The following is a 14,357-nucleotide window of genomic DNA, read 5'->3' as shown; positions in this document are numbered from 1 at the left end:
TTTTCCTTCTGTAAAAATGTCCAAAAGCTGTTAAGATACCTCATCCTCCCTGCAGCGTCACCATACTGATATTATTATGTTCCCGCAGCATACCAAAGTACCAACGTAAATCCATCGTTGTGATGTCCTCGATATTCTTATTTAGGGCATTCCGGCAGTTGCTTATTTCCCTTACGTACTGGGCCAGCGTATTATTTTGCCGTCCAGATACCTTTTTAGACGCTACAAACAACCTTATTTTAGCGGTATCGCTGTCCGTTCCGGTTGCCTGCAACTCATTTTTTTCTTCCACAATTTTTTTATCATGGAACTGGATATAAAGCACATTTTGCAGCTTATCCAGTTGTTCCTCGTCCAGACAATTACTCATTGCCTGGACAACATTCATCAACATTTCTTCTAACACCTAAAAACCTCCTTCCTGGTATTTCTACAATACAAAAAAGAGGTCATTTCACCCTACTTTTCGTAAGATTTATCGTTAAATTGTCATTTCGGTTTTAAATAAATTGTATATTTTTCCTTGTAAAGATACCATCTTTCCAACACAATCCAGCAGTAACCGGTACTTTGCCCAAATCGAACCATGTTCCATAAGGCCATATCCAAAAACCGTTATCAGAATGACACTGAACCTAAAAAAGCGTGTTCCAACTATTGGTTGACATTTTAGTCTCGGCTGGAAAACCGGAAGGCATAGTAATATCCAATGATGTCAGGCCAGGTCGCCATTTATAAATGCCCTAATGGCAATCCAAAGAGAATTGTGGAACTTCAGGAGGTTCCCCGGTCACTATTTAATATGTTAAATCCATTGGTTCAAACCAGAAGGCCTTAAAAATATGACTTTTCCAGCAGAAGAAAACATTTGTTAATAATACGTTATATCCAAGTTGCATACCGGATAATGTACCCACGTCATCTCCAGCAAAGTAAATTGCCAATCGCCATTTAACTGAGTATACAAATCCATCAAAACCTTCCCCTGAGCCGCGCTCAACGGCAGATTTGCATTGTTCGTAGTACAGTTATTTACCAACATTCCAACGGTTAAAAGTCCTGTTTTCAGATTTTTAAAATCCTCCGCAAACTTTTTCATCTTACTGAGGAATGCTTTTGGCGTATCTCCGGCGGACGGGACGGGAAACTCTGTTGTGATATTGTCTGCTGTTGCAATTTTTGTATTTGAGATATCGCCGCCCGTTACCGCCACTCTTTTCTTCAGTTCTGTATCCAGACTGTCCGCATTATCATTAAAGTCCTGAATATTTACCGGATCGGAACCTTCCGGTTTTTTCAAATTATAATTTGTTGTATACTGCATAAATTACCTCCTATTTAATTTCTTCCCATGTTTTCCAGTAAATCATATCCCAGGTATAAAGCCCCAGGCTCCTCCAATCATCGTTCTCATACTCCACTTCGCGCATAATCCTGATTTCATCCCAGGTTTTCGACAGCAGATCATTCCAGGTGAAAATTTTCAAACTGTTCCACGTTGTATAGGTGTATTCAAACCTGTATTCCAGGTGTGCAGGCTTAATATCCTCCAGCATGGCGACAAACGCCTGCATATTCCTGGGTATTCCTTTAATGCCTATAAAACGGACAATAAAACGGTGGTTCTCACTGTCCTCCACCACATCGACTTCACCCCCGCTGAATGACTCTGCGGTGTTTTTAAGCATCTGTTTTGTTGTCGTCCCCTGGCCCCTTATTTTAGCCAGGACAATTTCACGCCGTTGTTCATAAGATAACTTTAAATTAGTCGTAATTCCCAGCAGTTCCTCCCACCTCGTAATCCCCCAGGAGGAAGTAGAAACAAAGCACTGAGCCATCAGGTCGTACAGATAGTACCGAAGCAGCCCTGTTTCCCTGCCCTGCGTCTGGTATATTTCTTTCATTTCTCTTATTGAGGAAATAAAGGGAGGCACATAGAGCGACAAGTCTGTAAAATATTCCTCCTGTATTTCCGGCTCTAATTTTTCCAAGGCATACGTTAACTTACCGTATTTTTCAACTCCATACATATTTACACCCCCTTAAGCTGGTTCCAGGTGTAATCGCCATGCATCTGTGCCCAGGAAAACGGTCCCATCGGCATGTAGGCGCCGTCATGATTGTGGCTCTTCGGAGCCGCATCTGTAATTCCGTATCCAGCCAGCGTTGTGGGATTTGTTCCAGCCGTCACGTGTCCCTGGGCATTTACGGTTACGCTCCGGTAGGTTCCGGCTGCCGCTCCGCTGTTCGGATGTGTGTATACGGTGTCGGTAAACTTGGCCCCGGACGGCACCGAGGCGGCAATCGTATACGCGGATGACTTGATTTCTCCGGCTGTCCCGTCTGAAACAAGAACGCGGCCAGAAACAGGTGCCGCATTAAAGCGTCCGACCGGCAGCCATGCAGACCAGGTTCCGTTTGAACAGTAGCGCTCATAAACAGCTTTTGCGGAGGCCGAAAAAAATGTCTGCTTTGAAACATAATCCGTTTCGGATGCCCATCTGAGGCTCTCCGCCTTTAATAAAAACGGCTGTCCGGCAACAGGGATGTTCGTAATGTTGGATGCTCCGCCGCTCGTCTTTTCGGAATAGAACTGTATCTGAGGACTTCCTGACGATAAATTATAACTGTTTACATCTACCGTCTGCCCCGTAATATTTGACGCCTCCAGACTCGTATGGCTGTGGGCTGCCGGAGTAAATGCACCGGGCTTTCCCGAAATTTCCGTCCAGCCGTAAGAGGGCTTTGACGCCGCTTTCGCCCAGGCCGAAACATCGGACGCAGGCATGGAAGATGGAAAGTCTGTAATTTGATTTTTAGAATGGGTATGTGATGAAGCGGCCGCCCCTACCTGCGACGCCGTTACACCGTGCGGATTGCTTTTGTTTCCGCTATGGGTAAACGCGGTATTCCAGTTATCGAAAAGCGCCTGCGTAACCTTATCCAGTACCGTTTTATTAGCATGCGTATGGTTCTTGCTGGTGTCGATATCTGCCGATGTTAAAAAGCCTGAATCATTCGTAAACTGGGACAGTTTCGTCGGCATGTCCGTGATCTGGCTCTTCGTATGAGTATGTGAAGAAGAAGGGTAGCTGCCGGGCTTTCCGGTAATTTCGTTCCAGCCGTATGCCGGCTTTGACGCCGCTTTCGCCCATGAAGGCACATCCGACGCAGGCATGGATACCGGTTTATTCTTAATATAGGCATCCGAAACCGCATCGGTTGTATTCCAGTCTGCCTGTACGTTTACATCGGCTCCCGGGGCAATTCCCGCCAGTTTATCCAGCATGGCCTGAGTTAACTTATCTATCACTCCCTTGTTGCCGTGGGTATGCTTCTTTTTATCCGTATCATTCCATGCGGTCCGCTCCGAAGCTGTCACGTGGGAGACAGAATCTGCCTTATGGGAAATTAATTCAGCAACGGCCGTTGAAATTTTTCCTAACATTGCGGTTAACTTCTCCCCGCTCGTGATATTTTCCAGCGCGGTTCGCTGTGTAAAAGTCGGCGTCTGATCATTTGTCGCAACGTTCGGCACATTTCCAAGACCTGCCTGCGCCTTCGTTACACCGTGCGGATTGCTTTTACTTCCGGTATGGGTAAATGCGGCATTCCAGTTGTCTATCTGTGTCTGGGTGACCTTGTCGATCACTGCCTTGTTCGCATGTTCATGGCGCTTGCCGTAGGCATCCGTCCAATTGGCCATCAGGGAATCCGTCAAGCTGTCCAGGGCGGATTGGTTCGTGTGGACATGCCGTTTACCGTAAGCCTCATCGTAAGCAGATTTATCTTCCCTGCTCAACAGCCCGTCCACATCCTGCGTTGCCTTTGGAATTGCATTTGCCGATATTGCGATCCATTCAGTTCCGCTCCAGCGGTATGTATAGTCGGTATCCTTTACATTGACCGTCCATCCGTCTTCCGGCGCAGGATATACGGTTTTCAGATCCGCATAAGTATTAACCGCCTCTTTCCAGTCAATCGCAGTTTCCAGCGCTGCAAACTTATTGTCTACCTCGTTACGGGTATATTTGTCATTCCAGTTCGGCTCTTTGGATGAGATGGCATCCCTGATTGCAGCTTCCGCAGCTCCGGCCCGCTTTATTTCCAAATCCAGGCCGTCTTTAAGTTCCCGCTCCGCCAGCCGTGCACGGCCGCTTTCTTCTAACAGCCGCCCGGCTGTCTCTGCTTCGGAGTCCTTAGCCCGTTCCGTCTCTGCGTCAAGCTCCTCTTTCAACTTTTCCTCGGCCCTGCCCGCCCGTTCCGTCTCCGAATTAACCGCAGTCTGTGTTTTTGACACGGCTTCCTGCAGCCGGTTTATATCTTCTGCTTCCACCGTGTCTCCGTCAGTCTCATAACTGATATACACCTCCGGCACATCGGCAAAAACCTTAATGACTCTCTTCCAGGGCGTCAGACTGGGAGTTGATACCGAATAAGTCTGAATTCTGTCCCCGGTCAGCCGGGGGCCTGTGAAGACGGCCAGCGTCGCCGGGTTTATGTTGTCATGTTTCAGCTCTCCGTTATAGACGCCTTCGCATAACAACGCCTTCTCTTCAATTACATAATTATTCCCATCAATTTTATTGAGTTTCTCCTCAAATCGGTTGACCTCCACTACATCACCTCCAGACTTATGGTTCCGGCTATTGCGATTTCTTCCTTCTGAAGCAATACGTTCCCCGCCTCCCCATTAAGCATTAAATCTGAAAAGTCCTCCACGCCCTCGACATCCAGCAGCAAACTGCCTACCTTTGCCAGGCTCACATAAGAAATTTCAAATGCATTCCTCCCCAGGTATTCGCTCAGTCTTCTGCTTAAAGCATCCTGAACCGAGCCCAGATACAGGCCGTTCTTCAGACGTACTCCCGCCGTCACATGTATTTCTTTTTCCGATGCCGAAGCCACGGTAACCGTGGCGCCGATCGGCCTGAGTTCCTCAATATGTTCCTTTACAGAGTTTATTAACGCCGGGGCGGCCCCCTTTCGCCCCTCATTGGCAATCAGGACCTTCACGGTTCCCGGTCCGTCTGAGAGGGGAAAAATCTTTGCCGCCCCCACTCCGCTGCACTCCATGGCCCAGTTATAATAGTCATACCTGTTACCGCTGGTGGACGGTTTACGGACCGCCGCCAGATACCTGCTTCTGAAATCCTCCGTATCCTCCTCATCCGTTCCCGGAATAAGAAGTTCCGTGAGCTGCGCCCGTTCCAGTCCCGCAATATAATTTATCGGAATCATGGCGCCGGCGCTGTCATTGCCTGCTGCCCCAACGCTCTCGCATATAAGACGGTATCCCCCATCGCCCAGCTTCTCCATTACCCGGAAATTCATTTTTCCGCGGCTGAACCGCTCTCCTGTTTCCACTTCGATTTCATCCGGAGAAAATATGCCCCGCCACTCGGCCGCCTGGGCTTTGTTCGGAATGATGCCGTATTCCGCGGCACGCTTTACCAGAAATTCCCGGTCGGCCGTGTCTCCAAACGCTTCCCGCAGCACATTATCCAGGCTGATGTAAAGAATCTGCATCTCCGCTGCGGACGGCGCCAGCGCATCATACAGGAGCGATCCTTCGCGTTTATCAAAGGACTCGGGTATCCTGTCCAGCATGCGTTTTAATATTTTTTCATAAGTTGTGTCCTCAAACATCAAACTTTCACCTCCTTTGCTGCCGCAACATCGCCATACTTTGTATGTACCTGGAAAGTGGCCGACAATTTCCGGCCGCTGGTTTCAAAGGAGAAAGCATCCACGCCCCGGATTCTGTCATCCTGCATCAATGCCTCCCTGATTCTTTTTTTTAATTTTGACTTAACGAGCCCCATCGGTTTGCCAAATAGTCCTTTCAGCTCTATTCCGTAATTCCAACTGTAAATCAGGTAGTCAAAACGCTCTGTATTTAAAATGCAGAAAATTGCCTGCCTTACGGCCTCCAGCCCATCCACATATCCCGTAATCTTATCCACCTGAAACCGGTATGTTTTAGACGGCTGTTCAACTATTTTAAAATCCTGTTTCAATATACTTCCCGAATCCGGTAGCATAACCTCCTCCTTTCCGTCATCGGCGTGCCATAATCAGATATTGCTGGCCGCCCCTTTTCTGAAGCATAAAAACTACGTCTCCCGTCTTCAAAGCGCCTTTAACCGTCACCGCCACACTCCCAACTCCAGGAATGTCCATCTCTACCGCATGATCGGTCAAATATTGCGGGATGAGAAGCTGCGGCCCCGACAAAGTGATCTTCTGATTGAGCCGGACCGCCGGCGGAGCAGTGGAAACCACCTTGCCCTGAAGGATATCACAGGGTTCTCCGGCATCCACCGCCTTCATCATAATCTGCCTCATGTTATCAATCCATACCGTATCAGCCATTAAAAGCAGCTCCTTTCAGTGTTAAATCCATCGAATGAAATCCCTGGCTGAATTTATGTTTCACGGACTCCACTAACATATAATTCTGGAGATTCTGATCCCCCACTCTTAAAAATGTAGGAATCAGGCAGCCTGCCCGCACACTGATATCTCCAAACGCATCCCTGATTGAAAGGCTTCTGGACGGCCGGTTATACAGGGAAAGGGAAACTTCCGCCTTCTGCCGCCCATTTACCTTTTCCCCGAACGATTCATATTTCCGCAGAATCCCCCATTTTTTAATATTCTCTATGTCCTGGACCATATGAACTTCCCGTTCTTTTGTTTCTTCATCTTCCCTGTACAGTTCGATCTGGTTGTAGGTGCTGCTGTCAATACCGGATTTATAATCAAAATCCTGAGCCGTTTTCTCACAAATCATCAGGTTCAGCTTCATATTGTCAATACTTTTCAGAGTCAGCTTTCCTACGTCGTCATACAGGATAAACATCCTTCCTGTTCCCAGCATGGTCAGATCCAGTGCGTTTAAAATGATGTCAAAAAGCGTTTTATTTTTTTCCGTTCGGGATTCAATCCTGTATCCTGTATCCTCCAGCTCTCCGGTCTGCAGATAATAGTCGCCTGCGATCTGTGCTATCAGCTCTCCTGCCGTCAGATTTGTGTAGCTGTAGTCATCTGAGTTTTTCAGATATCTAAGCTGATCATAGGCCGTGATTTTGACCTCTCTCTCCCTGCTTCCCGATCGTTCAAATAAAAATCCAAAAAACACCGGTTTTCCGTCCACATCCATCCGTATGGCATTTCCTTCCTCTATCTTTAATTTATCGTCCGCAATTACCGTGAAGGAAAGCTTTCCCGGCTGTCCTTTCCGCTCAGTTTCCCAGGTTATCTCACCTTCCACCACAGGAGCATATACGGTTTGGCCGTTCTGAATATAGATTGCTGTTTCCATCTGTCCCCTCCTTCTATGGCAGTGTCAGGACCTGACCTGGATAAATTAAATCCGGATTGCCGATTTTGTCCGTATTCAGGTTATAGATTTCAGACCAACGGCTTCCATCACCCAATGTCTTTTTCGCAATTTTCCAGAGACTGTCTCCGCCTTGGACCGTATAAGTCTTCGGCGTCTCCGGTACTGCCCGGTCCTCCTCCGTCTCTGTGGCCTGCGGCGTCTGTTCCGGCATGATTGTGAAGTTCATGATTTTGGTTCCGTAATGTTGATATTCTTTCAGCGTCAGTGAAACCAGCAGATCCACGCCCTCCTTCACATCATCTGAAATCTTGTAGTCCTCCAGCGTCACATCCATGTTCGTGTCAAAGAAATTCTGCCTGCCCGGCCCCTCCCGGATGACGATAAATTCGAATTCCGACCGGGCTTCCTTAAGTTCCCTCAGGTGTTCAATAAACTCCTCCGCATCTCCTGCTCCGTCCCAGACAGCAAACGGATAATCAGACTGGGGAATGACCGCGTCCAATGAAACCTCACAAAGCCCCGGCGGCCGGATTATATTAAATTCTTCTCCATTTATAAGCTCTACCGTCTTATTCTGATTTCCGTACTTCATCTGAATCTTCTGCGGTGTGATGGGGAGCCTCATATCGTCTATATATATTTCATACATTAAATGTGATCTCCTTCCGCGTATGATGACAGAAAACTACCGGTAAGGGTTTCCATATAAAATGCCAGATCACCAAAGTCTGCCTTCTTGGTCAGCGTATTGTTATTATTAATATCCAGCTTTAGCTCTGCCAGTGTAAAACGGTTGATAATCTCTTGTTCGGCGGCATCCCGCATATATTTCAGGTCTTCATCCATCACATCCACCGTATTTGCCATTGCAGCGGTGCTGGCGGCGGTATTTCCCGTATTATTCGAAATATCACTCATATCCGAATTATAACGGTTCCCGACGTCACCTCCAAAAGATGGCTGGACACCGGGATCAAATGTGGAATCGAAACTGCTGTCTAACAGGCCCATACCAGGTAACTTAAACTGCGCTCCCTTATCATATGCACTATTGGAAACTTCCCCATAATCAAGGAAATTCTTCCTCTCTACAACCTCTTTCCATTCCGATTTGCTTTTTACGTCTTTTGCAGCTGATTCAATCTGGCTCTTAAAATTATCCAGTCCAGCGGCAATATCTATTTCAATCCCGGGAATATTATTAATAACATCTTCTATCGCATGTGCCATGTTTGCTACATATCCGATTACAGTTAAAGCCAGATCATAAAACAAAAGTTTTATAGACGCGATCGGCTCATTCCATACGTTATAGAAAAAATTGATAAATGCTGCAATATTATTCCAAAGAGGCACAATAAATGTATTATAAATAAGAGCTCCCAACACTCCAAATACCGCGGCGATAATTCCCGCCGCACTGACGGATGCTCCTGTAAAGTGATTAAATGCCGCCACCCCTGCAAACAATATTGCAACCAGTGCAATAATCCCCATAATAATCCACGTTATCGGACTGGCAAGCAGAGCGGAATTAAACGTTGCTACTGCTGCACCGGCTGCTGTAGTACCACCTGTCAAAACGCCAAATCCAATCGATAGGAATGTCTGTGCCGCATGATACGCCGTCATAATGGCGGCTCCCGCCATCTGTGCCAGTTTCACACCTTCTGTGACCAGCAGATATACTCCCAGGGCCGCCACAATACCCCATATAATCGGTTCGAATATGCTCCAGCCGCTCTGGAAGAACTCAACCACAGCTCCCAGTCCATCGGCCAGCAGACTTATCACCGCTATAATGACATTAATCCCTCCGGCAAGCCCCATGAACAGGCTCTGTGCCTGGGGCAGATGAGATTTAAGTACATCAAAAAATCCCTGCACCGCCGGAAATACCTGGGCGCCGACCATTTCTTTTATCTCTCCCCATGCGTTTTTCATTTGTTGAATCTGTCCCTGAGGTGTTCCTGCCATGACGGCATTCATGTTTCCTATATTATCCGTAATAATCTGTGCCAGCGTGGCGGCACGCTCCTGCTCATTGCCACACTGTAACATCTGAGCCTGGGCCTCCGTAAATCCGAGACTCATTTCAGTTAAGACACTCGTCTGTCCCTGCATGGCCTGCCCCATTTTACTTCCGATACCGATCATGTCCTTGCTGCTGACGCCGACTCCGTTTTGACTCACCGCCAGGTTATTCATCGCGGGGAGCAGGGTGCCCAGAGCATCCGTGGATCCCAGGTATGTCGCTAACTGCTGTGCACCGGAAAGCTGCACTTCATCTCCGATTACACCAAGCTGCTGCTGTGCGGAGGCCAAGTTTTTTATTGACTGGATATCCTCCGGCGACGCGCCCATGCGCTGCTGCATTACTGTTCCAAGTTTTGTTTCCGCCTGCTGCTGGACGCTCTGCAGGGATAATGCGTCGGTGACAAAATCAACGCCCATCTTAATTGCCTTTTTACTGTCAAAGTGTTTCAGCATATCCTTGAGCTTTGCCCCAAGTAAAACCGTTTCATTCTTCCCCTGGCTGATTTTATCGTCAAAGGTGTCCATCTTTTTTGAAGCCGAATCAACCGACTGGCCGATTCTTTTTACTTCTGTTCCTGTGCTTACAAGTTCGGCTCTTCCCGCCTGGATAGCCATTATGTTCAAACCGCCGGATGAGGCAATCTGCATTGCCCTGAACGAACTAATCACTGCGCGCATATCCCCGTTAATTGTATTTAAAGTTGCAGACATCCCCGTATACTGTTGTATTGATGCTTGAACTGTTGCCAATTTGCTATTCCTCCTTTCCTTTAAATTTTTAATGTTACTTATGAGATGGAACGTCCCCGGGAAGAGACGTTCCAATTATATTTCCTGTATCACTGCTGTTTATTACCGAACTCATGGGTATCAACCGTTTTCATGCATTTAAACGAAAGTTGGCAGAAGCATCGGCAGATCTTATGATTGCTCCGTCTAAATAGGCCAATCATCCCGGGGGCTGTCCAACTTATTAAAACAATAATCTATCTCCTCCTCATAGCTTTCGCCTTCTTTGCTTCCTTTTTATCATTTTCCAGCTTCAGTTCAACGGCTGCTATTACGAAGGCCTTTTCATATCGTTCTAATTCCAGAAACTCATGAGGCCATTTATGCAGTTTATGGAGACAATAATAGGCGATATTGGCCTCGGTATCGTCTCCCTCTATCAGTTTTTTGCTTCTTCAACGATGTCGTCCATCGGCACATCAAATCCGTTTACCTGCTGGATCTTCTCCAGATAGCCGGCATATTCGCCCGCCGTAAGCATCGTCTTTAACAGGGCGTCCGCCCCCATAGCATGATAAGAATCCTGCAGTTCTTTATCATTCAGATTCGGAAAAACCGTAGATCGTGATGCAAGTTTTCCGAGATAAAGATTATAGTCTGTTTCCTGTGTATACTGCCCTCTTTTTCCCGGAACCGGAACCCGCTTTGTGCATTCTTTTCTGAGCAGTTCATCCTCGGAGGACGAAATCGGACAAATCTCCCATTCCACCGGTTTCTTATCCGCCCCAATAAACCTCTTTGAAACCACAAACTTTTTATTTTCCACTGGCACTGCATTCTGTGACAGAAAACAACTTAAATTACTCATTATTCCTTATCCTCTCTTTCTTTATATCATTCCTTCAAGACTGCCGAATGTCTCCGGCATTTCCCAGCTTTCAAAGGTAAAGTCAAATTCGTCTTCCAGATATTCCGCATCCGCATCAAATTTGGCAATTGTTCCTCCGTCCAGGTTGCAGTCTTTCAGAATCACCGTCTGCCTTCCGACATTGGAAGCCGGATCCTCATTCGTGACCTGAATATCAAAATAGATGTCTTTACCGCTCTTCTGGAAATCATACAGAATTTTTCGGAAGATACTGGTGTTAAAATGGAAGGTGGCCGAACCGGTGCCTTTAAGTCCTACCGTCTTGTTTCCTTTCATTGACCTGCCGAGAATCGGCACCTCTGTCTTTGTCTTCTCGATTTTGGCCTCCAGATTGATGGCCTGCATAAAGTTGTAACGGTTTCCTTCAATCGTCACAAAACACTCCGCCTTGGATGCACTGACCGCATCCCACGCATTCATAGTCTGCATAAAATTTACTCCCTTCTTAATCAATTACCACAGTCATGTACAACTGGCTCATGCAGTTAACCGGTGTGACCGGATTGGTCACGACGACAGCCCGTTTGCTGTCCCCTTTTTCCACCGTAATCTTCTCTGCATTAATCTCTTCAATCGCTCTGATTTTCGCCAGTTTCTGATTATATGTCACGATATCATTCCAAAGGCTGATACGCCCTGCATCGTCATTCGGAATCGTTCCCAGATATTTGGTATTGAACATGGATGCAATATCATTTCCTATCTGGTCCAGCACCCTGATTGTCTGGTTGCTGGCAAATTCCTCATTCTTTTCGGCAGTGGCCGAGGTCAGCGTATTGATATCCATCAGGACGCGCACCTGGTCCCCTGCTTTATGGAACATGAATTTTCCGGATTTGATTCCGTCCGCAAGCTGGGCCTGTGTATATGACGTATTAACCGTATATTCTCCGTTATACACCCTGTTTTCATTGGTCTTATTTACCGCGCATGCAGCCTCGGCTCCTGCCGTCCAGTATACCAGTCCCTGCTCCAGCTCTTTCGCCGTGTTTTCAACTGAAATGACGCCTTCGTAGTCCGCATCGCTTTTCTGGAATACAACCGTCTGGAATTTTACTCCTGCATTCTCGCGCATTCGCTTTGTAAACGCCGTATAGAGATTTTTCGTGGGCTCATCGGTCACGGGGCAGCATAAAATATGCACTGTGTACGGTTCGATCGCCGCCAGATAGGCTGAATGATCGGAGCCCGTCGGAACCTCTCCGTTTGTTCCTCCTGTAAGGGGAGTTCCCGCTGTCGCTGCAAGAGCGGCATCCGATTTAAAATCAACATAGTCATTTCCCGCAAGATCGGCTGCCTTGCTTACCGTCTGATGATCCACTTCGCTTCCATCGAGCATAGTCGTTACATCGTACTTCTGTTCATCCTCCACATTAACGGCGATTACAATCCTTATATCATTTCCTCTTATCCCGCTGTATTTGGCTGTCGCAAAGTCATTGGCCGCTTTAGCGCCGCTGTTCAGACGATAGAAAATCCCTTTCGTTGCGTTGACAAACAGTTCCCGCAGATTGAGCATCTGAGGCGCATCAAAGGAATAGCCGAATAACTTCTGCCCATTCGTCTGAAACTCTCCGTTCGTTACTTCAAATACCGTTTTTTCCGGACCCCAGTCAAGAATCATGGGAACGGTCACGATGCCTCTCTCCGATAAAACTGCATTAGCCCGGGCCGCGCTTATAAAATTAATATAAGCTCCCGGAAGTGTCTGGTTCTGGGATGCAAAACTTCCGCCTCCTAACATTTAATTCACCTTTCCTTTCATATAATCATCAATTGTTTCGTCTGCTTCCTGGAAACTGTACTTTTTTTCGTCTTCCAGAAGAGCCTCCAGCAAATCACCCTTTCCTTTATATCTGGATGATGCTAAAAGCTGTTTTTTGGTAAATACCGCCTGTTCAGATTCCACGGCAGTCTCCTTACTCTTACCTGCTCTCACACAATTCCTCCTTTCATCTCCAACTCCTCCATCGGCGCTTCTTCTTTTTCCTTCACAATGAATTGATCATAATTGACATAGAAGGTTAAAATTCCTTCTTCTGCTCCGCTTTTCCGATTCGTTCCAGACAACTGCCGCCCATTTTCCAAAGCAACACTCTCCATGCCTTCCATTAAAATATCCAATACCTGATTTTCTTCGCGGCTGGATTTTTCAATCGGAAAATACTGAATCGCGATTCCTGTCCTGCGGAAATATCGCCGGCCTATCGTCGGCCGTTCCGATGTTTCCGAAATCCGTACAAAAAAACAGGGTTTCTGAAATTCCTGTCCTGCTTTATCTGTGTAAATTGTATAGTTTTCCCCGAACAGTTCATTCAACCGCACGGTAACCGCATTCAAAATGTCATTGAGCATGATCCACCTCCTTTGGTCAAGCCTGAAATTTACAATCCCGAACTTAACATCTGCCCTTACCTGCATCTCACTCCTTTCCACCGCACCTGTCCCTGAAAAGAAATTCCTCAAATACGCCCGCGCACAGAACCGTCATGAAACCGAAACGGCCGCCGGATTATTTCACTCCGGCAGCCGCTTCAAAAAGGAAGGATACATATACAACAGGCAGATTTCCTGTCCGCTTATTGCATGATACTATATTATCATGGAAGTACCCCCTCTCAGTTATCCACTTTTATCTTTTTTGTGCCAGCAGGTAAAAAAAATACCTGCGTGACTCATAAAACTGTTTTCTTGCCTTCGGCACATCCAGGCATTCATAAGGAATGCCGTCCGTTATATTTTTCATCAGCCATTTATAGATGCTTTTATCCGCCTCCATAGCCGTCTGCTCAATTAGTTCCAAATCGCTTTGCAGCATCGTTCTTCGGATTGCAATCCGCTCCGTCGGGTTTCCCGGTGAATTACCTTTCGGCATTCCGTCATAGACAACTGCTCTGAGCCCAAAGCCGTTATGTAATTCCCTGCGTTTTTCATCATACTGCATGCAAAAATATTTTAACTCATTATACTTGGCCTGAGATATATTGTAGTCACTCAGTTTCAGGTTCCTTTTGCATATTCTGTCCAATCGCTTCGCCTCCCTTAAACTTATCTCCGTCCATAATTTTGTCCCGTCTTTCAAAACGGCACACAGCCTGTGCAAAAACAGGCTTTATAAATTTTTCCGTTGCCGGCCGGTAAAATATTCAATTGTCAATGTACAATAATTTCCATAAGAAATTTTTTATCCTTTTTAGAAATCCTTTATCTCCCGGTCAAACTTTCATCACAAATAACCTGTATAGTAATATCTAACAGGACAGCAACCTGTAACATAAGCTTTTTCATACTCATGCCGGCGGGAGAAATCCTGGC

The 14,357-nt window shown here is 46.7% G+C and carries 16 protein-coding genes; all 16 read right to left on the bottom strand.

The annotated features are described in order from the left end of the window. Positions 1-40: 40 nt before the first annotated feature. Positions 41-406 (bottom strand): hypothetical protein, encoded by a 366-nt coding sequence (locus V3C10_04525; protein ID WVP63090.1) that lies wholly within the window; start codon positions 404-406, stop codon positions 41-43. Positions 407-871: 465 nt separating this feature from the next. Continuing rightward, a complete protein-coding gene (locus V3C10_04520; protein ID WVP63089.1) occupies positions 872-1,324 on the bottom strand; it encodes a hypothetical protein in 453 nt (150 codons plus the stop codon). 10 nt (positions 1,325-1,334) lie between these two features. Next, entirely contained in the window at positions 1,335-2,030 is a 696-nt protein-coding gene (locus V3C10_04515) for a putative phage tail protein (GenBank protein WVP63088.1), read from the bottom strand. Positions 2,031-2,032: 2 nt separating this feature from the next. Further along, a complete protein-coding gene (locus V3C10_04510) occupies positions 2,033-4,618 on the bottom strand; it encodes a hypothetical protein (protein ID WVP63087.1) in 2,586 nt (861 codons plus the stop codon). Continuing rightward, entirely contained in the window at positions 4,618-5,649 is a 1,032-nt protein-coding gene (locus V3C10_04505; protein ID WVP63086.1) for a baseplate J/gp47 family protein, read from the bottom strand. Before V3C10_04505 ends, V3C10_04510 begins: the two co-directional genes overlap by 1 nt. Further along, positions 5,649-6,044, bottom strand: a complete 396-nt coding sequence (locus V3C10_04500; GenBank protein ID WVP63085.1) for a DUF2634 domain-containing protein — start codon at positions 6,042-6,044, stop codon at positions 5,649-5,651. The genes V3C10_04505 and V3C10_04500 overlap by 1 nt, the downstream gene beginning before the upstream one ends. Positions 6,045-6,060: 16 nt before the next feature. Next, positions 6,061-6,375: a DUF2577 domain-containing protein gene (locus V3C10_04495; protein WVP63084.1), complete on the bottom strand. Its 315-nt coding sequence runs from the start codon at positions 6,373-6,375 to the stop codon at positions 6,061-6,063. Then, positions 6,368-7,327, bottom strand: a complete 960-nt coding sequence (locus V3C10_04490; protein WVP63083.1) for a hydrolase — start codon at positions 7,325-7,327, stop codon at positions 6,368-6,370. Before V3C10_04490 ends, V3C10_04495 begins: the two co-directional genes overlap by 8 nt. A 13-nt stretch (positions 7,328-7,340) precedes the next feature. Further along, positions 7,341-7,997, bottom strand: a complete 657-nt coding sequence (locus V3C10_04485) for a LysM peptidoglycan-binding domain-containing protein (GenBank protein ID WVP63082.1) — start codon at positions 7,995-7,997, stop codon at positions 7,341-7,343. After that, the gene (locus V3C10_04480; protein ID WVP63081.1) at positions 7,997-10,135 is read right to left on the bottom strand and encodes a hypothetical protein; all 2,139 of its coding nucleotides are present in this window, start codon (positions 10,133-10,135) and stop codon (positions 7,997-7,999) included. The genes V3C10_04485 and V3C10_04480 overlap by 1 nt, the downstream gene beginning before the upstream one ends. 418 nt (positions 10,136-10,553) lie before the next feature. After that, entirely contained in the window at positions 10,554-10,982 is a 429-nt protein-coding gene (locus V3C10_04475) for a phage portal protein (GenBank protein ID WVP63080.1), read from the bottom strand. A 21-nt stretch (positions 10,983-11,003) separates the two neighbouring features. Then, on the bottom strand, positions 11,004-11,471 hold the full coding sequence (locus V3C10_04470) for a phage tail tube protein (protein WVP63079.1): 468 nt from the start codon (positions 11,469-11,471) through the stop codon (positions 11,004-11,006). Between the two features lie 16 nt (positions 11,472-11,487). After that, a complete protein-coding gene (locus V3C10_04465; protein WVP63078.1) occupies positions 11,488-12,786 on the bottom strand; it encodes a phage tail sheath family protein in 1,299 nt (432 codons plus the stop codon). Next, the gene (locus V3C10_04460) at positions 12,787-12,981 is read right to left on the bottom strand and encodes a hypothetical protein (protein WVP63077.1); all 195 of its coding nucleotides are present in this window, start codon (positions 12,979-12,981) and stop codon (positions 12,787-12,789) included. Beyond that, positions 12,978-13,397, bottom strand: a complete 420-nt coding sequence (locus V3C10_04455; GenBank protein ID WVP63076.1) for a hypothetical protein — start codon at positions 13,395-13,397, stop codon at positions 12,978-12,980. Before V3C10_04455 ends, V3C10_04460 begins: the two co-directional genes overlap by 4 nt. 277 nt (positions 13,398-13,674) lie before the next feature. Then, complete coding sequence (locus V3C10_04450; protein ID WVP63075.1) at positions 13,675-14,070, bottom strand: hypothetical protein; 396 nt, start codon at positions 14,068-14,070, stop codon at positions 13,675-13,677. Between the last annotated feature and the right edge of the window lie 287 nt (positions 14,071-14,357).

It is taken from the genome of [Clostridium] symbiosum, assembly GCA_036419695.1.
Classification (GTDB): Bacteria; Bacillota; Clostridia; order Lachnospirales; family Lachnospiraceae; genus Otoolea; species Otoolea symbiosa_A.
This window is presented reverse-complemented; position numbering and strand designations above follow the sequence as displayed.

Bases quoted from the DNA above. Each gene is read 5' to 3' on its own strand.
- V3C10_04520 (WVP63089.1), bottom strand. From the start codon at position 1,324: ATGCAGTATACAACAAATTATAATTTGAAAAAACCGGAAGGTTCCGAT.
- V3C10_04515 (WVP63088.1), bottom strand. From the start codon at position 2,030: ATGTATGGAGTTGAAAAATACGGTAAGTTAACGTATGCCTTGGAAAAA.
- V3C10_04505 (WVP63086.1), bottom strand. From the start codon at position 5,649: ATGTTTGAGGACACAACTTATGAAAAAATATTAAAACGCATGCTGGAC.
- V3C10_04500 (WVP63085.1), bottom strand. From the start codon at position 6,044: ATGCTACCGGATTCGGGAAGTATATTGAAACAGGATTTTAAAATAGTT.
- V3C10_04495 (WVP63084.1), bottom strand. From the start codon at position 6,375: ATGGCTGATACGGTATGGATTGATAACATGAGGCAGATTATGATGAAG.
- V3C10_04490 (WVP63083.1), bottom strand. From the start codon at position 7,327: ATGGAAACAGCAATCTATATTCAGAACGGCCAAACCGTATATGCTCCT.
- V3C10_04485 (WVP63082.1), bottom strand. From the start codon at position 7,997: ATGTATGAAATATATATAGACGATATGAGGCTCCCCATCACACCGCAG.
- V3C10_04475 (WVP63080.1), bottom strand. From the start codon at position 10,982: ATGAGTAATTTAAGTTGTTTTCTGTCACAGAATGCAGTGCCAGTGGAA.
- V3C10_04470 (WVP63079.1), bottom strand. From the start codon at position 11,471: ATGCAGACTATGAATGCGTGGGATGCGGTCAGTGCATCCAAGGCGGAG.
- V3C10_04465 (WVP63078.1), bottom strand. From the start codon at position 12,786: ATGTTAGGAGGCGGAAGTTTTGCATCCCAGAACCAGACACTTCCGGGA.
- V3C10_04455 (WVP63076.1), bottom strand. From the start codon at position 13,397: ATGCTCAATGACATTTTGAATGCGGTTACCGTGCGGTTGAATGAACTG.